Raw genomic sequence first — 21,076 nt, 5'->3', positions numbered from 1 at the left:
GAGGTTGAATGGAATGGATTTTGCTTACACTGAATCGGAATTGGAGTTTCAAAAAGAACTAAGAGCTTGGCTGGAGGAAAACCTGCCTGAAGGATGGCTGGAGGGAAAACGAGTCATTCCAGAGGACGATAATCAAAAAGCGGCGTTTTTGAGAGATTGGTATCGAAAACTGGCAGAAGGTAGATGGGCTGGAATTTCCTGGCCAAAGGAATACGGTGGCAGAGGTGCATCATTAATGGAAGAAGTCATCTACGAGCAGGAGATGGCAAGGGTGAAAGCACCGCCTGCATTAAATATTATAGGGACAGCCATGGTCGGCCCAACTCTATTACAAATTGGAACCGATTACCAGAAGGAGCGTTATATCGAGAAAATATTAAATGGGGAAGAAATTTGGTGTCAAGGCTACTCGGAGCCAAATGCAGGCTCTGACCTCGCTGCCATTCAAACAAGGGCGGTTAAAAAAGGCGATAAATGGATTATCAACGGCCAAAAGATTTGGACCAGTTATGCTCATTTGGCTGACCGCTGCTTTTTATTGGCCCGAACTGAAAATACAGGGAAAAAACATGAAGGAATTACAGCTTTTCTAGTTGATATGCATCAAGAAGGTGTGGAAACACGGACAATCCGTTCAATCAATGATCGACGCGACTTTAACGAAATGTTCTTCAATGATGCCATTGCCTATGATGCGGATATTGTTGGTGAGGTTAATCAAGGCTGGAAAGTCTCTTTGATTTTACTAAGTCATGAACGTGTTGGTGTAGCGAGACAAACATTCAGGCTGCAAAAACAATTTGAGGAATTGGTCGAATTGGCAAAATCAATGAAAAAGAATGGCCGCCCCCTCGCCGCTGACCCGCTGGTTCGGCAAAATCTTGCCATTTTCCGGACAAAAACAAAAGCCCTATTGTTTAATTACTACCGCCACTTAACCACCACCATTCGTACAGGACGTCCTGGCCCTGAAGGTTCGATGGATAAACTTGCTTCCAGTGAATTAGGACAGGAAATGCTGGCATATGCGATGTCTCTCCAAGGTGCATCCGGTACATTATGGAAGGAAGATGCATCCGTCGACCAAAATTGGCAGCAGGAATACCTTCGGTCATTTGCTTATACCATTGAGGGCGGAACATCTGAAATACAAAAAAATATCGTTGGTGAACGAATTCTAGGTCTGCCAAAGGATATCAAATATTAAAAGCTTACAATGATTATCTAAAAAATAAAAATTGAGGTGGTTATATGGATTTCGCGTTGAATGAAGAACAATTAATGTTTCAAGAAACAACCCGACAGTTTTTAGAATCGAAGGGGGATTTGGCGATACCCCGAGATTATATGAATGGAAAAAAACAGGTATTAGAAGAATTATGGAATGGTTTAGGCATCCTTGGTTTTATGGGGATTAATATCTCAGAACCCTATGGAGGATTAGGTCTTGGAGCTCTATCACTAGTGCCAATTTTAGAAGAAATGGGCCGTACAGTTGTGCCGGGTCCCTATCCTGAAACTGTGGCTTTTGCGGTACCGCTATTGGAAGCTTACGGTTCATCGGAACAGAAGGAAAGGTATTTGCCTGAAATTGCTGCGGGAAAGCGTAAGTTTTCGCTTGCACTTTTAGAAGAAAGCGGAGAGCTATCGCCTTCTGCCATCCAGCTAAAGGCTGAACAACAAGGGAATGAGTATGTATTGCAAGGTAAGAAAATACTCGTTCCATATGCAGACATTGTTGATACACTTATTGTTCCTGTTCGAACAGGCGGCAATTCCCAAGGTGAATACGGAATTTCCTTGATTTTAGTAGATTGTAATCAGGCTAACCTAACCATGCAGGAACTGCAAAGCATTGATGAAACTAGAAAATTGGTTAATGTTACGTTTCATGATGTAAAGATACCTAATTCACAGCTGTTAGGTATTGAAAATGAAGGATGGGCCATTTTAGAAACAGGTTTGAACCATTTAAATGCTGCGTTTGCCTCCACAATGGTAGGAGGAATAGAGCGTGTTGTGGAGATGTCAACCGAGTATGCGAAGACCCGCCAACAATTTGGGCAGCCAATCGGGCGATTCCAAGCTGTCAAACATCGGATTGTGGATATGAAACTGGCTCTTGAAAGTTCCCGTTCCTTGTCCTATTACGCATCGTGGGCAGCGGAAAACAATGCTGAAGAGTTATCGGAAGCCGTGTCAATGGCCCGTTCCTTTATTTCTGAAGCCTATATTAAAGCTGCTGGGGCAAATATTCAAAATCATGGGGGAATGGGCTTTACATGGGAGTTTGATTGCCACCTATTCCTAAAGCGGGCCCGTTCCTTAGAAAATCATCTTGGATCGCCTGAATATCATCGCGAAAAAATCGCTGTTGAATTGGGCTGGTCAGAAAATGTCATTCCCGAAATTTTGATGTCATAACCAAATTAGAAAATGGTGTTTTGCAAAAGGTAAGTTTACCAGATTGGATGCTTGCCTTTTGTAGTTAAATTTTAAATTATTTGAATAGTTAGATTTTTAATTGACAAAAAATTTTTTCGTATATAAAATAAATTTAAGCTACATAGTTATACACCCATTTATTCTACAGCGTTGCGTTGTAAGCGTATTCCTGCCAACCTTCCTTATATTTTTTTTGCCCGAAAATTCTTCCATGTTTTGACTCCATTCTAACAAGGTTCTGCTTTTAGTTTTTTGAATTCTTGAAATATCACTAACTGAAAGGATGTATGTTATGGATTTTAACGACATTCAAGTGACGATTAATAAAGGAATTTGCACGATTAAGCTCAATCGGCCTGATGTGAGAAATGCACTAGGTCTCACACTACGAAAAGAATTAAAAGAGTTCTTCTCTAGTGTAAAAGAAAACGATGAAATAAAAGTCATTGTGTTGACTGGTGAGGGAAAAGCATTTTCCGCCGGGGGTGACTTAAGTTCATTAAAAGAAATAGATGCAGTTAAAGGCCGATTGAGATTGCAATCAGGGCATGAAATGATTCAATCTATTATCGACCTGGAAAAGCCTGTTATTGCTGCTGTTAATGGCGCTGCAGCAGGAGCAGGCTTCAGCCTTGCATTGGCCTGCGACCTCATAATTGCAAAACGCTCCTCATTTTTTGTCCAAAGCTTTACGAATGTTGGTTTGGTTCCTGATCTTGGTTCGATTTACTTTCTGCCTAGGTTAATTGGAAGGCAGCGCGCCATGGAACTGATGCTTTTGGGTGAAAGAGTGACAGCAGAACAGGCGCTGAGTCTTGGAATTATCAACCGTGTGGTGGAGGATGATTCTTTCGAAGATGAAGTCTACCGGCTATCCTCAAGGCTTGCTGAAGGACCTGGCTTCGCAGCTGGATTAACAAAGAAATTGGTGAATAGAAGTGTTCTTGCGAGTATTAGTGAAACATTTGAATTGGAAGGTTTCGCACAAGGACTATGTTTCGAATCTGAAGATTTCAAGGAAGGCGTACAGGCCTTTTTCGAAAAACGGAAACCGAGGTTCAACTAATATTAAGGAGGAGAACGGAGGTTTGCTTAATTTAAATGATATTTCACAGCTATCAATATATGAAATGCTGGAGCAATCTGTTCAGAAATATCCTCATAGATTAGCAGTCATAGATGGACTGATTGAACTGGATTACGTACGGTTAAAGGAAACCGTGGATGCATTCGCCTCTGTTTTATATCAAAAAGGGTTCCAAAAAGGGGACCGGGTTGGCTTAATGCTGCCTAATAGCGTTCATTATATGGTTTCTTATTATGCGGCAATGCGTTTAGGCGGCATTGTTGTCCAAGTAAATCCATTATATCAAACATCAGAACTAGAATATATGCTTGAAGATGCTGATCCAAAATGGTTTATATGCGGCAGGAATCAGTCAGAAAAACTGGAAAGGGTTAAAAAGTTTGAAAATGTTCATGTCATTTTTACAGAGGATGAAAATGGAAGTAATCAAGTTCTGCTGAAGGAAAAAGTCAATGAACTTCCGCCCTTAAATATTAATCCTAAAGAGGACATTGCCGTATTGCAGTATACGGGTGGTACAACAGGCAAATCCAAAGGCGTTATGCTGACCCATTTTAATATTGTCTGTAATATTCATCAATCCGGGGAAGTCGTGGCACCGGTAATGGTTGAGGGGGAAGAACGGTTACTGGGAATTTCCCCTCTTACCCATGCAATGGCAATGACGAATATGAATAATGCAATTCGAACGGCAGCCACTTATATCATTCTTGAAAAATTTAATGCTACTAGAGTATTAGAACTAATACGCCAATACCGCCCGACTTTCATGGTAGGCTCTCCGACAATGTATATTGCGCTATTGAATCATCCTGACCTGGAAAAATATGATTTATCATGCTTTAAGATTTGTGTTTCCGGATCCGCGCCTCTACCGGTCGAAGTCATAAAAGAATTAGAACGGAAAACGGGTGCGCAAATCTTTGAAGGGTATGGTTTGTCGGAAGGAACTACGTCTACACACCGTACTCCGTTAGGAGGTAAACGTAAAATTGGCAGTGTTGGGGTTCCGATTCCTGGAACAGTTTCAAAAATTGTTGATATGGAAACTGGTTTTGAAGAGGTTCCTGTTGGCGAAAACGGAGAGCTAATCATAAAAGGTCCGCAAGTCATGAAGGGGTATTGGAAGAAACCAGAGGAAACCATGTTAACTGTCCGTAATGGCTGGCTTTACACGGGGGATATTGCCTATCGGGATGAAGATGGATTCTATTATATATCGGGCAGAAAAAAGGATATGGTTATTGCCGGGGGATTAAATATCTATCCTGCAGAAGTAGAAGAGGTTCTTTACCAGCACCCGAAGGTAGCGGAAGCCTGTGCCTTTGGTGTACCCGATGCCTATTTGGGTGAAAAATTATTGGCTGTCATCGTCTTGAAAAAAGGTGAAAGTTTAACTGAAAATGAATTCCTTAGCTGGTGCGAAGGCAGAATCGCCAGATATAAAATCCCAAGAGCGGTCGAATTCCGGGACGCCCTGCCAAAGACGATCGTCGGAAAGATATTGCGCCGCCAACTAGTCGAAGAGTATAAAACTAAATTGCAAATTTAATAGGAAACAATCAAAGTTATATGACCTTTAATGCAATCGAAAAATATCCCAGCCGTTTCCGTTTAAATATTTTGAGAGAGAAAAGGGAGTGGAAAAGAACAATGAATGGAATCATTTCATACGGAGCATATATTCCATATAATCGCCTAAAGCGGAAGAGAATAGGTGAGTTTTTTGGGAAGCACGCCATGGGTGGTGAAAAAGCAATTGCCGGTTATGATGAAGACAGTGTCTCCATGGGTGTGGAGGCAGCCATGGATTGCCTGCGAGAAATGAATCCTGATCAAATTGACGCTATTTATTTTGCAACCACAAGTTCTCCATACAGGGAAAAAGGCTCTATTCCTACCCTTGCCACAGCATTAAATTTAAGGGAGAGTGTCAGGGGAATGGAAACGGCTGCCTCATTAAGAAGTGGGACGGCAGCCATCATGGCTGCTAAACCGGGTGAAAATACGCTTGTCATCGCTGCTGATTGCCGTACCGGCGCCCCAACCGGCCAGAATGAACAGTGGTTTGGTGATGGCTCTGCTGCTTTCTTAATCGGCAGCGGCCCGGATGTCATTGCCAACATGATCGATTATACAAGCGTTCAAGGTGAAGTCATTAGTCATTGGCGGAGTCAATCTGATTTATTTACGCAAAGCTGGGAAGAACGTTTAAGTTCATCAGCCTTTATGAAGCAAGTTAAGGAGTCAGTCAGCCCATTTTTGGAAAAAAATGACCGCTCCATTGAAACAATTTCTAAAGTGATTATTTCTGGACCAACAACTCGGGCACATTTACAAGCAGCGCAAGCCCTCGGTTTTTCAAATCAACAAGTACAAAATCCATTATTTGATAACGTTGGTCTAACCGGAAACGCCCATGCGCCTATGATGCTTGTTTCGGCATTGGAAGAAGCAAACCCAGGTGATCAGCTTCTTGTCGTTTCCTTCGCGGAAGGACTTGATTTGCTTTTATTGGAGGTGACGGAAGCGATTTCTCGACTTGGTAAACGTAAAGGGGTTCAAGAATATGTAAGCATTAAAAATGATGAGGTTTTATATAGTGATTATCTCAAGTGGAGAGAGATTATTAAAACGGAGCCGCCGCGCAGACCACCAACCGACCGCCCATCAGCACCTGCTTTACACCGGGGCTATCAGCAAAACCTAGGCTTTATTGGTTCCAAGTGCAGAAACTGTGGTACTGCACAATTTCCAAAACAACGAGTGTGCGTACAATGCCAGGCGAAGGATGAGATGGAGGATTATCGTTTTGTTGGACAATCAGCAAAAGTAACAACTTTTACACTGGATTATTTGGCGGCATCGCCGGCGCCGCCGATGATTGTCGCAGTCATTGATTTTGACCAAGGCGGGCGGATTATTTGCGAAGTAACGGATTGCCACCCCAAAGAAATTGAAATTGGCATGGAAGTCGAAATGACCTTTCGGCGTCTCTTTGAAGCAGGCGGCATCAGTAACTATTTCTGGAAAGCGCGGCCAATCAGGAAAAAGGAAGGTGTTTAAAATGAGCAGAAAGGGAATTAGCGATAAAGTAGCTGTGATTGGAATGGGCTGTACACGCTTTGCCGAGCATTGGGATAAAAGTGTCGAGGATTTACTAGTGGAGGCAGCCTATGAAGCTTTTTCCGATGCCGGGATTGAACCAACAGATGTCGAAGCAGCATGGCTTGGGACGATGATTTCCGGTTATGCAGGAATTACATTATCTGGCCCGTTAAAAACCCAGTATATTCCGGTTACTAGGGTTGAGAATATGTGTGCTACAGGCTCAGAAGCCTTTCGTAATGCCTGTTATGCAGTTGCGTCCGGTGCCTATGATATTGTTCTTGCCATTGGTGTCGAAAAATTAAAGGACTCCGGGTACAGCGGCCTTACCAGGCCAAACCCGCCAAGTGATGGAACCGCACCGAACATCTCTGCCCCTGCATCATTTTCTTTCCTGGCTCCAGCCTATTTTAAAAAGTATGGTCTAACCCCTGAGCAAGGGAGAGAGGTTTTATCACGAATCGCCTGGAAAAATCACTACAATGGGTCATTAAATCCAAAGGCTCAGTATCGTAGTGAAGTTTCTATGGAAAAAATTTCGAAGTCGCCGCTTGTGGCTGCCCCTCTTGGTGTATTTGATTGTTCTGGAGTCGCCGACGGTGCGGCAGCCGCCATTATCGTGCGGACGGAGGATGCCCATAAATATCGAAAAGACCCAATGTATGTAAAAGCGTTGACCATCGCTGCCGGCCCAGGAGATGGACGTTTGCGTCAAGATTTTGATTTTACGTCCATTAAGGAAAATGTAGCGGCGGCCCAGGCTGCATACAGGGAGGCAGGAATTAAAAATCCTCGTCAGGAAATCAGTATGGCTGAAGTACACGACTGTTTCACCCCTACGGAATTAGTAATCTATGAAGATTTAGGGTTTAGTGAACGCGGCCAAGGCTGGAAGGATGTCTTGAATGGTGTTTTTGAATTGGGCGGTGAATTGCCTGTAAATCCCGATGGAGGCTTAAAATCCTTCGGGCATCCAATTGGTGCGAGCGGATTGCGCATGCTTTATGAAATGTATTTGCAATTCCAGGGACGTGCAGGTAAGCGGCAGCTTGAGAATCCAAAAATCGGTCTTACCCACAATTTAGGCGGAACCCCTATGCAGTGTGTTTCATTTATTTCGATTGTTGGCAAGGAATTATCGTAGGAGGGATATTATGGCGACCCAATTAGAGGAAAAAATCGGTATGAAACTGGAGTCCTATACCTTCAGGGTGGAAAAAGGAAAAATAAGAGAACTGGCTTTGGCAATTGGCGACTTGAAGGATGAGTATTTAAATGGAGAAAGTTTACCCCCGACTTTTCCAACCGTTATTGAATTTTGGGGAGGAAAAGGGTCATCTGCAAATTTACTGGGTTTAAATGTAAAAAAGGTCCTGCACGGTGAACAAACGTATGAATATTTAAAAGAAATTAAACCTGAAGACGAGATAACCGTGCATTCGGTCGTCGAGAATGCCTATTCAAAAGCAAAAATGAATTTTGTCATTATCAAAAAAGAATTTTTTAATCAGCATGGAGAACTTGTTTTACTTTGTCAGCAAACGGTTATTGAAAGACATTAGGAGGGGAAGAGGATGCAAGTTGGCTATCAATTTGAACCTGTGCAAAGAGAAGAAGTGACCCATTCGCAATTAGTCAGATATGCAGGGGCATCGGGCGATTTTAATCCGATTCACACGGTCGTCCCTTTTGCCGAAGAGGCGGGACTCGGAGGTGTTATCGCTCACGGGATGCTGATTAAGGGTTTTGTTGGTCAGGCAATCGGGAGTTGGTTTTCTGTAAAGGATCCGCTCAAATTTTCATCGCGATTTAAAGCTATGACTAGACCTGGCGAAAGAATTACCGTTAAAGGCAGGGTAATCGGAGAACAAGATGATCGCTGGCTTTGCGAAGCGGCAGCTGTTAATGAAACTGGGGAGGTAAAAGTTCAATCATTTTTTGAAATTCGAAAATAAACTTGGATTGATGTGACAGAACCGATATTTGTTGTCGGTTTTGTTGTTTTTATCAATTTTTTTTTTGAAATGATTGGGGGAGATAGGAATGAATGGGCAAACGGTTATTATTACAGGCGGCGGCAGCGGCATTGGAAAAGCAATGGCACAGAAGTTCGCCAGCAAAGGGGCCAATGTCGTCATCACTGGACGGAATGCAGAACGTTTAAAAAACGCTAAACAGGAAATAGAAACCTTTGAAGGTCAAGTCTTAGATTTTCAAATGGATGTAAGAATTCCAGAAAACGTCCAAGCAATGGTGGAAGCTGTAAAGGAAAGATTTGGCAGTATTGATGCACTAATTAATAATGCTGCAGGTAATTTTATCTGTGCTGCTGAAGACCTCTCACTAAATGGATGGAATGCCGTCATAAATATCGACTTAAATGGGACTTGGTATTGCACACAAGCAGTCGGAAAAGAATGGATTACGAACAACCAAAAAGGAAGCATTCTCAATATAGTAGCTACTTTTGCCTGGGGGGCTGCTCCAGGAAATGTTCATGCTGCAAGTGCAAAAGCAGGAATATTAGCGATGACAAGGACCCTGGCGGTAGAATGGGGGAGCAAATATGGGATTCGAGCAAACTGTATCGCACCCGGACCAATCGAAAACACTGAGGGTGTTGCCAGATTAATTGACTCAGGAGATGGCTATCAAAAAGCCATCAATCAGGTACCACTCAAACGGTTTGGCAAGGCGGAAGAAGTTGCGAATCTAGCATACTTTTTGTTATCACCTGAGGCAGAGTACATTAACGGGGAATGCATTACAGTGGATGGTGCGAGATGGTTAAACAACTCTGGCTTAAAAGAAGTTTAGTAGTATTCAATAATAATTCAATTTTTGACTTTCGAGTAGACAAAGGTAAAAAAAGGATATATAATATTGTTGAATTATTTTAATTTTTCGATAACTTAGTAGCGTTTATTGGTCAATAAAATAATGTCATCTATGCCTATTCCCGCTGCATATACTTGCAGCGGGATACCCTTCAAGAAAATGAAACCTACTGTTCATTCTACAATCTCTCCTAGCTTTAAATTTGCCTACATATATTAAGTACTAGTTTTTCTGTACCACACCTCATGTATATCAAATCAAGTATCAATTATTAACAGCTTCAGAGATAGACTCCCATTAAAATTGGAACATCAAATGAAAGGGCTTTCAGAGCAGGTGTTATTAATTTTTACTATAGAGGAGTGAAGGACATTGACAACAACAAGTTTACAAATGTCACGGCAGTTATTAGTAGGGGAATTAATCAGAAGGGCCGCCCATAAAACACCTAATCAAGAGGCATTCATTTACGGTGATGAAAGACTTACCTATCTTGAACTGGAAAAGAAGACTTTGCATTTGGCTGGCTGGCTCCAGCAGCAAGGTTTAGAAATCGGTGATAAGGTAGGGATCATATTTAAAAATAATCTTGCTTTTGTTGAAGTCATGTTTGCGACGGCGTCTGCCGGGTGTGTCAGTGTTCCGATTAATTTTAGGCTCGCGCCCGAGGAGTTTGTTTATATTATTAATCATTCTGATACTAAGGTTTTATTTATCGAAGAAGAATACCAGGATATGATTCTGTCGATCAGACAAGAACTTCCAAACGTAGAAAAGATTGTTGTAGTCGGGAAAGTGAATTCGATGGAGTTGATTCCATACGAAACTATTTATCACTCGGAAATACCATACCAAAGTATTGATGGGCAAGTCGAGGAAAACGATGCCTGCATGATTTGTTATACATCCGGAACTACCGGCAAGCCAAAAGGAGCCGTGCTGACTCACAAGAACTTGTTGTTAAGTGCGCTGAACAGCGTTGTGGATTCCAAAATTGAAAGAGGCTCTAAACAACTTGTCATTACACCTTTATTTCATATCGCTGGTGTTGGAAATGTTCTAATTAGCTGTACAGTCGGCGGATTGACAGTGATTCATCGAGAGTTTAATCCAGTGGGAGTCCTGCACACCATTCACCACGAGAAAATAAACGGTCTTTTTATGGTGCCTGCTATGTGGAATTTAGTCCTGCATGTTCCCAATATTGAGGATTACGATTTAACGTCAGTGCAAAGGTGCTCAACGGGGGCAGCCATTTGCCCGTTGGAAGTAAAGCATAAAATGATGGAGCATTTTCCGAATGCCGGAATCTTTGATGCGTTTGGCCAGACCGAAATGAGCCCCACAACCACCTGCTTGTTGCCGCAGGATTCACTTAGGAAAACGAATTCAGTGGGAAAACCTGTTATGAATGTGGAAGTGCGGATTGTCGACGAAAACATGAATGATGTTCCAGTCGGGGAAATTGGTGAAATTATTTATCGCGGACCGACTGTGATGAAGGGGTACTATAAAAATCCGGCAGCAACAGAAGAGGCTTTCCGCGGCGGCTGGTTCCACAGCGGAGATTTAGTCCGCCAGGATGATGAAGCATTTATATATGTGGTCGACCGCAGTAAAGACATGATCATCAGTGGTGGGGAAAATATCTATCCCGCAGAAATTGAGGCAGCACTTCACAAGCACGATGCAATCTTCGAAGCTGCTGTTGTGGGTGTCCCGGACCCGAAGTGGGGTGAAAGTGTCAAGGCATACATCGTTCTTAAAAACGGTAAAAGTTTAACGGAGCAAGAGGTGATTCAACATTGCCTCACCCACTTAGCCTCTTATAAAAAGCCGAAATATGTGGAGTTTCTAAATGAACTGCCAAGGAATCCATCTGGGAAGATACTAAAACGGGTATTGAGGGAAAAAGAAGTAAAAATGAACTAAGGAGTAATTACCCATGAATATACAAGATACAATCCCTGTTCGCGAAGGCGAAGAATTAAATCTTTCCAAGCTTGAAGAGCTAATTAGAAAAAGGCTCCCAAACTTAAGCAGTGACCCAATGACAGTGAAACAATTTAGTGCCGGAAAATCCAATTTAACGTATTTGATCAGTATCGGAGACTGGGAGGGTGTCCTAAGAAGGGCACCTCTTGGTCCAGTTAATACAAAAGCACATGATATGAAACGCGAATTTAAAGTGTTGGATGCAATTAGTCCAATATTTTCCCTTGCACCCAAGCCTTATTTTTTTATTGATGATGAATCTATTATTGGGGCACCGTTCTATTGTATGAAGCGTCTTCATGGTGTATTGCTGGATCAGGCACTTCCAAATCATGAAGATGGAAATCCAGCCCTTTTTAATGAGGTTTCTCATTCTATGGTAAATACCTTGGCTGCCATTCATGAAATAGACTATAAGAACACTAATCTCGTTAACTTAACACGTCCGCAAGGATTTTTAGAACGACAGGTACATGGCTGGATTGGCCGTTATCAAAACGTAAAAACGGAAGAAATTCCCGGAATGGAACGGCTAATAAAATGGATTATCGAAAACAGGCCCGTTTCTCAGCCGGCAACGTTCATACACTATGATTTTCACTTAAAAAATGTCTTGTTTTCTAAGAATCAATTAGGTCAATTGGCAGGCATTCTCGATTGGGAGATGAGTACAGTCGGCGATCCACTTAATGACCTTGCATCCGCACTGGTTTTATGGTTCGACCATGATGATCCTGAATTTTTCAAAAACCAGCAACTGTCAAACCCAATTACTCTTAGGCCGGGTTTCATGACAAGAAATGAATTTATTGAAGCCTACTCTAAGAAAAGTGGGCGCGATGTATCGAAAATGTATTATTACATGGTTTTTGGATACTTCAAGCACGTCGTCATTGCCCAACAAATGTATTACCGGTGGAAGAGAGGTCAAACCCAGGATGAAAGATTTGCCCAGCTTGATATCTTCGTCAAGAATTTAACGGATTGGGCATTGGAAAATACTCTTAAGAAATGAATGTAGAAATTTTGCGGTAAATAGTGAAAGGTGGGGTGCTGTTGGCAGAAAAAATAAAACTCTCATTGAAAGCTTATTTTGAATCGAAAATTAAAGGGGCAAAAAATGTAGAAATTCGGGAGTATTCCCAGCCTTCCGCAGGATGGTCTGATGAAGCCTTTATTTTCGATGTCCACTGGGAAACCGCGAGCGGCGTACAGAAAAAAGGCTTTGCGGTTCGCAAACAGAATAAAGGCGGGTTAATGAGAGAGAACAGAAATTTTTTTCTACAGTTCAAGTATTTGGATCGTTTAAGTAAAAATTGCGACCTGCCTATCCCGGGAGTTTACTGGTATGAAACAGATGAATCGATTCTCGGCGGACCGTTTTTTGTAATGGATAAGCTGCCCGGAAACAGTTACGTACCTTGGTCAAAGGAGGGGCAATTATTTTTTAAAAGAGCCAATGAAGAAGGGGAAATTCCTTTTCATTTTGTCCAGTATTTGGCGAAATTGCACCTTCTTGATTATAGAGGAGCCGGCTTTACGGAGGACTTTGACGAGCCCAAAGGAGAGTACGGATTTATTGATGATAAATTAATAGGTTTAGAGGAAATGTATTACCGCTACCAAATCAGCCCTGACCCGGTAATGGTTGATGCATTGGAATGGTTAAAGGCGCATAAGCCGGCTGCCCAAAGGTATTCCCTCATACATAATGATTACCGAACTGGTAATTTGCTATATAGCCACAATGAAATCACGGGGATACTGGATTGGGAAGCAGCCGAAATCGGAGATCCCATGGCAGACGTTGCCTATGTTTGTGCCAAATCGAACCGGATGGATTCTCCGCTGATGTGTTACTTAGTAGATAGACAGCTGTTTTTGGATACGTATAGTGAGCTAACCGGATTAAGGGTGGATGAAAAGGTTCTCCATTATTATGAGGTATACCATCAAGTCAGGTTTGTTCTTATCTCCCAATCGGCTGGGAAGTCGTTTGCAAAAGGAGAAACAAAGGATCTTCGGATGGCCCGGCAAGGCTATCGCTGGCCATTGATGAGGAATATGGTTGCCGAATTATTAGGCTACTAGGGGGGAAATGATGTTCGATAAATCGTTTACGTTAAAAACCGCCAACGATGTGATAAAAGATGTAATCATTCCTAATCTCACCAGCGGCATGGCAAAGGAACAAGCCATTGCCTTGCTTTCTGTTTTAAAAAATGTGGATACCAATACTATTGAAAATACGAAACCGAAAGAACAGTCAATTACGCTAATCAATCAAACTGTTGAAGAATTTTTACAAGCGATACGGTCAGATTCATCTTCCGCCTTTAACTGGGTGGAAGAGCTGGATTCCGCCTTGGAAGAAACAGTGTTTATCGAGGATGTAACTGAAAAATGGAAACAATTGAATGAAATTCAATGCCGCCTTCTTCGCTTTTTATATAAGGAAAATGCAGCCAACAGAGCGATAGAATCCAAGTACATTTTTCCATTAAGAAAAAGGATAAGGGAGCAGTTAACCATTGAAATGGCGCTGGTTCGTTAAACAAGATAAATAACATGACCGATAGGAGGGAAAGTATTTTGAATGAGATTGAACAAAAATTCGGTATTAGTCCCCATGTGATGGAGATTCGTAATAAGGTTAGAAGGTTTATCGATGAAAAAGTCATTCCGGTAGAAACCGTCATTGAAAAAGGCGAGCAAGAAGGAAGGCGGGTCCTTAAGGAATTACAAGCCCATGCAAAGGAAGCGGGGATATGGGCTTTAGGCCTTCCCAAAGAGATTGGCGGCGGCGGCATGAAATTTATGGACTACGTCTATATAAATGAAGTAATTGGCCGTTCCGAAGCTGCCATGTTCGCTTTAGGTACCCATACTGCCCAGGACGGGACGATGTTAAATCTGTTTGGAACAGAAGAGCAGAAGAAAACATGGTTATATCCAATGGTGAATGGGGAAATCAATCCATCTGTAGGATTAACCGAGCCTAATGTGGCCGGATCCGACCCAACATTAATACAATCCACAGCATACTTGGACGGAGACGAATGGGTCATTAATGCCCATAAATGGTTCACTACCGGAGCTAACCGTGCTGCATTTACCACCGTTTTTTGTGTGACCGAACCTGAAGAACCGAACCGACACAAAAGAGCATCGATGATCATTGTTCCGACTAATACACCTGGTTATGAGATTGTTAGAGTCGTGCCGACGATGGGACATACCTCAGGCGGCCACTGCGAAATCCGTTTAACAAATGTCAGGGTTCCAAAGGAAAATTTATTAGGTGCAAGGGGAGAAGGTTTTGTCATTGCCCAAAAAAGACTGGGTCCCGGCAGAATCTACCATTGCATGAGGTGGCTGGGTCAATCCCAAAGAGCTTTTGATTTGATGTGTAATCGGGCCTTAAATCGATATGCTCATGGCTCTCTTTTATCAGAAAAGCAGATGATTCAAAAATTTATTGCTGATTCCGCAACTGAAATTCAATCGGCACGTCTGATGACACTTGAAGCTGCAAGAAAAATTGATAGGGGAGAAGATGCTCGGATTGATATCGCGATGATAAAAGTATATGGAGCAAAGGTTCTTCATGATGTGATTGACCGAGCGATTCAAGTACACGGTGCATTAGGGGTCACCGCCGATACACCATTAGAGAAAATGTACCGGGAAGCTAGATACGCCAGAATCTATGATGGACCTGATGAGGCGCATACTGCTACCATCGCGCGCCGTATCTTACGAAAATACCAACAGGAGGAAAGCTGGGACCCTGCAAATTTTTAAAAAGACATCGACGTGAAATGAGTATTTTAATATAAAAATTATTGAGGTGATTAGAATGCAAACAATTCAGTATGAAACGTTAAAAACAGCAGTCAAAGACAAAATCATGACGATTACCCTTAGCAGGGAGAATTTAAATGCTTTTAATCATCAAATGCTAATCGAACTTATTCAAGTGTTTGATGAAGCGGATGCCAATGATGATGTAAGAGCCATCATTATCACCGGAGACGGAAAGGCATTTTGTGCAGGTGCGGATTTAGGAAGCGGCACTAGCACATTTGAAAATAAGGAGGCTTCCATCGAGGAATACCGGGACGGCGGTGGAATGTTAAGTTTACGAATCTATGAATTGAAAAAGCCTATCATAGCTGCCATCAATGGTCCTGCTGTCGGGGTGGGGGCGACGATGACTCTGCCTATGGATATCCGGATTGCCTCCTCGAACGCAAGAATGGGATTTGTGTTTAGCAGACGAGGCATTACCATGGAAGCGTGCAGCGGCTGGTTTTTACCTAGAGCAGTAGGTATCAGTAAAGCAGCTGAGTTGGTTTATACCGGGAAGATTATTCCGGCAGAGGAAGCATTAAAAATTGGTTTAGTAACTCAGGTGGTTTCACCTGAAGAGCTTTTGCCTGCAGCTGAAGCGATTGCGAAAGAAATTGCCGAAAATACATCTGCCATTTCTGTCACCTTGTCACGGCAATTAATGTGGAAAATGCTTGGTGCAAGCCATCCCTACGAATCACACAAAGTTGAATCCAAAATGATTCATTGGACCGGGCAGCAGGCCGATGTAAAAGAAGGAATCACGGCATTTTTTGAAAAAAGAAAACCAAACTTCCCAATGAAGGTAAGCACTGATCTTCCGAGCTTTTATCCGTGGTGGAAAACGAATAATGAAGGAGAATCATAATGGACTATCAAGCTATTATAGTAGAAAAAATTGGCCGAATTGCTGTGATTACCTTTAACCGGCCGGAAGCCATGAATGCTGTTAACAGCCGTCTTTGGCTGGAAACAGGAACTGCGTTAAAGGAGTTTAATGAGGACCCTGATCTTTGGGTGGCTATTTTAACCGGGGCCGGCGACCGCGCCTTTTCGGCAGGTGCTGACCTAAAGGAAATAGGAGCTGGGGGATTTTCGACAACAGACGAAATGAAGGAATGGGGATTTGCCGGGATTGTGAGACATCATATCTCAAAGCCTGTTATTGCTGCGGTGAACGGATTTGCCCTGGGCGGCGGTACGGAGATTGCTTTAGCCTGCGATTTAATTGTCGCCTCTGAAAAGGCATCATTCGGGCTTCCGGAAGTAAAAAGGGGTCTTATTGCCGGAGGAGGAGGATTATTGCGCCTGCCAAGACAAATTCCTCTGAAGGTGGCAATGCGCGTCATTCTTACAGGAAATCCTATTTCTGCGGAAGAAGCAAAACAGTGGGGGCTGGTGAACGAAGTCGTCCCGCATGATCAAGTCCTCAATGCCGCGATTAAGCTGGCAGAGGAAATTATTTGCAATGCTCCGCTGGCTGTGAAAGCGAGTAAAGAAATTGTCTACCGTGGATTAGACACTTCCATGACATTTCCTCCGGAAGGCTGGTCTATCAATAATGAATATACAAGTCAAGTTTTTGTAAGTAATGATGCGAAAGAAGGTCCACGGGCCTTTGCCGAAAAACGGAAGCCAAATTGGTCGGGACAATAAATTGATTATAAAAAATAGGGAGGTTTTGTAATGGCAAAATCATATCTATCAGAAGAGCATGAAATTTTTAGAAGGTCCTTCAGAAAATTTTTGGAGAAGGAAGCATACCCTTATTTCGAAGAATGGGAGGAAGCCAAGCAGGTACCTAAGTCATTTTGGAAAAAAGCTGGAGAACAAGGTTTCCTTTGTCCATGGGTGGATGAAAAGTATGGAGGGTCGGGCGCTGACTTTGGCTATTCCGTTGTCATTACTGAAGAACTAGATAAGGTTGGCGCGGGAGCAGGCGGAATCGGCCTTCATAATGATATCGTTATTCCTTATATTGCCGAATTTGCTTCTGAAGAACAAAAGCAAAGATGGCTGCCAAAAGCGGTCAGCGGGGATATGATTTCGGCTATCGCTATGACCGAACCGGGGACTGGCTCTGACTTGGCTGGGGTAAAAACAACCGCGATTAAAAGTGGGGACAATTATATTATCAATGGAGAAAAAACTTTTATTACCAATGGGTATTCAGCTAACTTCGTAATCGTTGTATGTGTAACAGACCCAAATGCTGTACCGAAGCATAAAGGAATTAGCTTAATCGTAGTCGAAGAAGGAACCCCTGGATTTCGAAAGGGCAAAAAGCTTCGTAAATTGGGGCAGCATTCCAATGATACTTCCGAACTTATTTTTGAGGATGCTATTGTACCAAGGGAAAATTTAATTGGTGAAGAGGGACAGGGGTTTTATTACCTTATGCAGAAGCTGCAACAGGAACGGTTGATGCTGGCAATCGGCAGCATTACTGCCAGCAAACATATGCTGGAGATGACCATTGAGTATGTCAAGCAGCGGACGGCATTTGGAAAACCTATCAGCAAATTCCAAAATACCCAGTTTAAGATTGCCGAAATGGCCACAAAGATCAAAATTGGCGAAACCTTTGTCGACCAGTTGATCACCGATCATATGGAGAAAAAGAATGTGGTCAATGAAGTCTCAATGGCAAAATGGTGGCTGACGGACCTTGCCAAGAGTGTTGCCAACGATTGCATGCAGCTGCACGGCGGCTACGGCTATATGGAAGAATACGAGATTGCTAGAAGATACAGGGATGTGGCAGTAGGTTCGATTTATGCTGGCACCAATGAGATTATGAAAACAATTATTGCTAAAAAATTGGGGTTATAAGCTGATATTGCAGGGGTAAGTGTGAACTAAAGTCACCACCCCTTTTTTCTTCTATTTTTATATGTGTATGTATTTGAATGTGGGAGGAATATGAAGTGAATCTTTTTGAAGCACTTGAGCGAAATGCCAGATACCAGCCAGACAAAACAGCTATCATTTTTAATGAAAGAGTATATACGTATAAGGAATATAATGAACAGGTGAATCGTATTGCCAATTCACTCATTAGCTATGGGGTGAAAAGAGGCGATAAGATTGCTTTAATGATGAAAAACTCCGATTTATTCTGTTTTATTTATTATGGAATTTTAAAAGCCGGCGGGGTCGCTGTTCCTGTAAATTTTCGCTTAACTGCCAAAGAAGCCAGCTATATTTTGGACGATTCCGATTCGATAATAGTCTTTGCCGATGAAGATTTGGCAGAAGTCGTCGATAAAGCTTCTGAAGGAAACGACAAGATCCAGCTTCAGGTTATCGCGGGTTCGAATAAAAGAGAGAACCAAATCCTTTTATCCGCGTTCCAAAGCTCGGTTGTAGATAATCCTGAACGGGAAGTTTTGGAATCAGATGATGCAGAGATTCTGTATACCTCTGGAACAACCGGGCTGCCAAAAGGAGTGGTCCTGGATCATCACCGCGTTATCCATGTAGCACTAGGAATTATCATTACATTTAAAATGGGGCCGGAGGATCAACTACTTCATCTTGCCCCGTTATTCCATTGTGCACAATTGAATTTATTCCTTGTCCCAGGTTCAATCCTTGGCTGTACACAAATTGTCCGCCAGGAATTTAATCCTGTACAGACCTTAAAGGATATTGATCAATACAAAATCAGCCTATTCTTTGGAGTGCCGACTATGTATAACTTTTTGCTGCAGGTACCGAATAGGGACCAATTTGATTTATCCAGTGTGAAACGGTGCGGATATGGGGCAGCCCCAATGCCAACAGCCCTATTGAAACAGGCAATGGAGATGTTTCAGACAGATCAATTTTATAATATGTGCGGTCAAACGGAGGGTGGTCCAGGAGGAGTATATCTATTGCCAGAAGAACACAAAACAAAGTTTGGCACTTCTGGAAGGGCTTCTTATGGTACTGATGCAAAAGTGGTGGATGAAAACGGTGAAGATGCAAAGCCTGGTGAAGTTGGTGAGTTTATAATTAAGTGTGAAAACGTCATGAAGGGTTATTATAAAAAACCTGAAGAAACAGCAAAGGTCCTTAGGAATGGCTGGCTATATACGGGTGACCTCGCAAAAATAGACGAGGATGGCTACATTACCCTAGTAGACAGGAAAAAAGATATGATTATTTCCGGCGGAGAAAATGTCTACTCTACTGAGGTTGAACACGTCCTTTACAAACATCCTGATATTTTAGAAGCAGCGGTTATTGGCGTTCCGCATGAAGTTTGGGGTGAAACGGTAGCAGCAGTTATTGTTCCGAAAGAAGGAAAACAAATTAATCAAGAAGAATTACAGCAATTCTGCCGGGAAGAACTCGCAGGTTATAAAATTCCAAGAATCATCTATCAAATCAACCAACTTCCACGAAACACCTCAGGGAAAGTCTTGAAATATCAATTAAGAGAGAATTACAAAACGGTTGCACCACAACATTGAATTAATGTTTAAAAAATAAATTAATTGTAAAATTATTAGAAAATTGGTATTATTAGAAATAGGTAATCTACTTTATGCTGTATCTTTTTGGGAGGGAGTGGGTGCGATTGACTATGCCTTTGGAGGGTATACGTGTCCTAGATTTGACGCGGCTTTTGCCGGGGCCGTATTGTTCGTTAATGCTGGCCGACTTTGGGGCAGATGTGATTAAAATTGAAGACCCGAAGTTAGGTGATTATACGCGATGGGGAGATCCCAAAATTGGTGAAGCAAGCGCGATGTTTCATTCCTTGAATCGGAATAAGCGGAGCGTGAGCCTTGATTTAAAACAAGAAGAAAATAAACAGATCTTTATTGAATTGGTGAAAACAGCCGATGTTCTGGTGGAATCCTTTCGACCAGGTGTAATGGATCGTCTCGGATTGGGGTATGAAGAACTGAAAAAACATAATCCCAAGTTGATTTATTGTGCGATAACAAGCTACGGCCAAACCGGGCCATACAAGGATATTCCAGGTCATGATATTAACTTTTTAAGCTATTCCGGATTATTGGAGCTGCAAGGAGAACAAGGTAGTAAACCGGTAAGCTCCTCCGTTCAAATAGGGGATATTGGCGGCGGTTCCTTAATGGCAGTTATCGGTATTCTCGTTTCTATCATTGACGCGAAAAAGTCAGGAAAAGGTCAATTTATTGATATTTCCATGTTGGATGGAGCGGTTTCCTGGATGCAAACGTTTTTGCCAGCATTTTTAGCCACTGGAGAACTTCCAAAACGCGGAGAGCTCGTCTTAAACGGCCGCCTCGCCTGTTACGAGACATATGAAACAAAAGATAACCGCTTTATATCTGTTGGAGCACTAGAATTTAAGTTTTGGAAAAACTTCTGTCAGGTAATTGGTAAGGAAGATTTAATAAGCCAGTTAAATGCCCCAGCCGATCAGCAAACCTCGATGAAAAAAGAGATTCAAGCCGTAATCGGAACGAAAACATTAAATGAATGGGTCAATCTCTTCGATGGTGTCGATGCTTGTGTCGCCCCAATCTTAACGATGGAGGAAATGGTCCATGATCCGCAAATCAGGCACAGGGGAATGATAGAAGAGGTAATCCACCCTCAACATGGCACAATGAAACAAGTAGCAAATCCTATTAAACTATCAAGAACGCAGGCTAAAACAGTTCGCCAAGCGCCGGGTCACGGAGAACATAACGAAGAGATTTTACAAGAATTAGGAGTACTATTTAAACCATTTAAAGAATAATAATTAACTTTGTGAGGGGAAAACCA

At 42.4% G+C, this 21,076-nt stretch carries 19 protein-coding genes; all 19 read left to right on the top strand.

Annotated elements, in window-relative coordinates; translation table 11 throughout:
- The first annotated feature begins 13 nt into the window (after positions 1–13).
- Entirely contained in the window at positions 14–1,207 is a 1,194-nt protein-coding gene (locus KHB02_RS00360; RefSeq protein ID WP_213140381.1) for an acyl-CoA dehydrogenase family protein, read from the top strand.
- Between the two features lie 44 nt (positions 1,208–1,251).
- Positions 1,252–2,424 carry an acyl-CoA dehydrogenase family protein gene (locus tag KHB02_RS00355; RefSeq protein WP_213140380.1) on the top strand — a complete coding sequence of 391 codons (1,173 nt, stop codon included), beginning with the start codon at positions 1,252–1,254 and terminating at the stop codon, positions 2,422–2,424.
- A gap of 313 nt (positions 2,425–2,737) precedes the next feature.
- Positions 2,738–3,511 carry an enoyl-CoA hydratase/isomerase family protein gene (locus KHB02_RS00350; RefSeq protein ID WP_213140379.1) on the top strand — a complete coding sequence of 258 codons (774 nt, stop codon included), beginning with the start codon at positions 2,738–2,740 and terminating at the stop codon, positions 3,509–3,511.
- 22 nt (positions 3,512–3,533) lie between these two features.
- Positions 3,534–5,084 (top strand): long-chain-fatty-acid--CoA ligase, encoded by a 1,551-nt coding sequence (locus KHB02_RS00345; protein WP_241113627.1) that lies wholly within the window; start codon positions 3,534–3,536, stop codon positions 5,082–5,084.
- A 101-nt stretch (positions 5,085–5,185) separates the two neighbouring features.
- On the top strand, positions 5,186–6,598 hold the full coding sequence (locus KHB02_RS00340) for an OB-fold domain-containing protein (RefSeq protein ID WP_213141266.1): 1,413 nt from the start codon (positions 5,186–5,188) through the stop codon (positions 6,596–6,598).
- Position 6,599: 1 nt separating this feature from the next.
- On the top strand, positions 6,600–7,784 hold the full coding sequence (locus KHB02_RS00335; RefSeq protein ID WP_213140378.1) for an acetyl-CoA acetyltransferase: 1,185 nt from the start codon (positions 6,600–6,602) through the stop codon (positions 7,782–7,784).
- Between the two features lie 10 nt (positions 7,785–7,794).
- Positions 7,795–8,202 (top strand): FAS1-like dehydratase domain-containing protein, encoded by a 408-nt coding sequence (locus tag KHB02_RS00330; RefSeq protein ID WP_213140377.1) that lies wholly within the window; start codon positions 7,795–7,797, stop codon positions 8,200–8,202.
- 12 nt (positions 8,203–8,214) lie between these two features.
- Positions 8,215–8,595, top strand: a complete 381-nt coding sequence (locus tag KHB02_RS00325) for a MaoC/PaaZ C-terminal domain-containing protein (protein ID WP_213140376.1) — start codon at positions 8,215–8,217, stop codon at positions 8,593–8,595.
- An 88-nt stretch (positions 8,596–8,683) separates the two neighbouring features.
- Positions 8,684–9,457, top strand: a complete 774-nt coding sequence (gene fadH, locus KHB02_RS00320; RefSeq protein WP_213140375.1) for a 2,4-dienoyl-CoA reductase — start codon at positions 8,684–8,686, stop codon at positions 9,455–9,457.
- A gap of 393 nt (positions 9,458–9,850) precedes the next feature.
- Positions 9,851–11,410, top strand: a complete 1,560-nt coding sequence (locus KHB02_RS00315) for an acyl-CoA synthetase (RefSeq protein ID WP_241113626.1) — start codon at positions 9,851–9,853, stop codon at positions 11,408–11,410.
- Positions 11,411–11,423: 13 nt separating this feature from the next.
- Positions 11,424–12,488 carry a phosphotransferase family protein gene (locus KHB02_RS00310; protein ID WP_213140374.1) on the top strand — a complete coding sequence of 355 codons (1,065 nt, stop codon included), beginning with the start codon at positions 11,424–11,426 and terminating at the stop codon, positions 12,486–12,488.
- A 41-nt stretch (positions 12,489–12,529) separates the two neighbouring features.
- A complete protein-coding gene (locus tag KHB02_RS00305; protein ID WP_213140373.1) occupies positions 12,530–13,564 on the top strand; it encodes a phosphotransferase family protein in 1,035 nt (344 codons plus the stop codon).
- Positions 13,565–13,571: 7 nt separating this feature from the next.
- Positions 13,572–14,027 carry a hypothetical protein gene (locus KHB02_RS00300; protein WP_213140372.1) on the top strand — a complete coding sequence of 152 codons (456 nt, stop codon included), beginning with the start codon at positions 13,572–13,574 and terminating at the stop codon, positions 14,025–14,027.
- Between the two features lie 38 nt (positions 14,028–14,065).
- Positions 14,066–15,277 carry an acyl-CoA dehydrogenase family protein gene (locus KHB02_RS00295; protein WP_213140371.1) on the top strand — a complete coding sequence of 404 codons (1,212 nt, stop codon included), beginning with the start codon at positions 14,066–14,068 and terminating at the stop codon, positions 15,275–15,277.
- A 55-nt stretch (positions 15,278–15,332) separates the two neighbouring features.
- Complete coding sequence (locus KHB02_RS00290; protein ID WP_213140370.1) at positions 15,333–16,193, top strand: crotonase/enoyl-CoA hydratase family protein; 861 nt, start codon at positions 15,333–15,335, stop codon at positions 16,191–16,193.
- On the top strand, positions 16,193–16,981 hold the full coding sequence (locus KHB02_RS00285; RefSeq protein WP_213140369.1) for a crotonase/enoyl-CoA hydratase family protein: 789 nt from the start codon (positions 16,193–16,195) through the stop codon (positions 16,979–16,981). The genes KHB02_RS00290 and KHB02_RS00285 overlap by 1 nt, the downstream gene beginning before the upstream one ends.
- A gap of 30 nt (positions 16,982–17,011) precedes the next feature.
- A complete protein-coding gene (locus KHB02_RS00280; protein ID WP_213140368.1) occupies positions 17,012–18,157 on the top strand; it encodes an acyl-CoA dehydrogenase family protein in 1,146 nt (381 codons plus the stop codon).
- A gap of 95 nt (positions 18,158–18,252) precedes the next feature.
- Entirely contained in the window at positions 18,253–19,785 is a 1,533-nt protein-coding gene (locus KHB02_RS00275) for a class I adenylate-forming enzyme family protein (RefSeq protein WP_213140367.1), read from the top strand.
- 113 nt (positions 19,786–19,898) lie between these two features.
- Entirely contained in the window at positions 19,899–21,050 is a 1,152-nt protein-coding gene (locus KHB02_RS00270) for a CaiB/BaiF CoA transferase family protein (RefSeq protein ID WP_213141264.1), read from the top strand.
- The last annotated feature ends 26 nt before the right edge of the window (positions 21,051–21,076 follow it).

It is taken from the genome of Neobacillus citreus, assembly GCF_018343545.2.
Classification (GTDB): Bacteria; Bacillota; Bacilli; order Bacillales; family Cytobacillaceae; genus Neobacillus; species Neobacillus citreus.
This window is presented reverse-complemented; position numbering and strand designations above follow the sequence as displayed.

Excerpts from the sequence above, each read along its gene's own strand:
- KHB02_RS00300 (WP_213140372.1), top strand. The coding sequence starts at position 13,572 with ATGATGTTCGATAAATCGTTTACGTTAAAAACCGCCAACGATGTGATA.
- KHB02_RS00290 (WP_213140370.1), top strand. The coding sequence starts at position 15,333 with ATGCAAACAATTCAGTATGAAACGTTAAAAACAGCAGTCAAAGACAAA.
- KHB02_RS00280 (WP_213140368.1), top strand. The coding sequence starts at position 17,012 with ATGGCAAAATCATATCTATCAGAAGAGCATGAAATTTTTAGAAGGTCC.
- KHB02_RS00270 (WP_213141264.1), top strand. The coding sequence starts at position 19,899 with ATGCCTTTGGAGGGTATACGTGTCCTAGATTTGACGCGGCTTTTGCCG.
- KHB02_RS00335 (WP_213140378.1), top strand. The coding sequence starts at position 6,600 with ATGAGCAGAAAGGGAATTAGCGATAAAGTAGCTGTGATTGGAATGGGC.
- KHB02_RS00310 (WP_213140374.1), top strand. The coding sequence starts at position 11,424 with ATGAATATACAAGATACAATCCCTGTTCGCGAAGGCGAAGAATTAAAT.
- KHB02_RS00330 (WP_213140377.1), top strand. The coding sequence starts at position 7,795 with ATGGCGACCCAATTAGAGGAAAAAATCGGTATGAAACTGGAGTCCTAT.
- KHB02_RS00340 (WP_213141266.1), top strand. The coding sequence starts at position 5,186 with ATGAATGGAATCATTTCATACGGAGCATATATTCCATATAATCGCCTA.
- fadH (WP_213140375.1), top strand. The coding sequence starts at position 8,684 with ATGAATGGGCAAACGGTTATTATTACAGGCGGCGGCAGCGGCATTGGA.
- KHB02_RS00325 (WP_213140376.1), top strand. The coding sequence starts at position 8,215 with ATGCAAGTTGGCTATCAATTTGAACCTGTGCAAAGAGAAGAAGTGACC.
- KHB02_RS00285 (WP_213140369.1), top strand. The coding sequence starts at position 16,193 with ATGGACTATCAAGCTATTATAGTAGAAAAAATTGGCCGAATTGCTGTG.
- KHB02_RS00355 (WP_213140380.1), top strand. The coding sequence starts at position 1,252 with ATGGATTTCGCGTTGAATGAAGAACAATTAATGTTTCAAGAAACAACC.
- KHB02_RS00350 (WP_213140379.1), top strand. The coding sequence starts at position 2,738 with ATGGATTTTAACGACATTCAAGTGACGATTAATAAAGGAATTTGCACG.
- KHB02_RS00360 (WP_213140381.1), top strand. The coding sequence starts at position 14 with ATGGATTTTGCTTACACTGAATCGGAATTGGAGTTTCAAAAAGAACTA.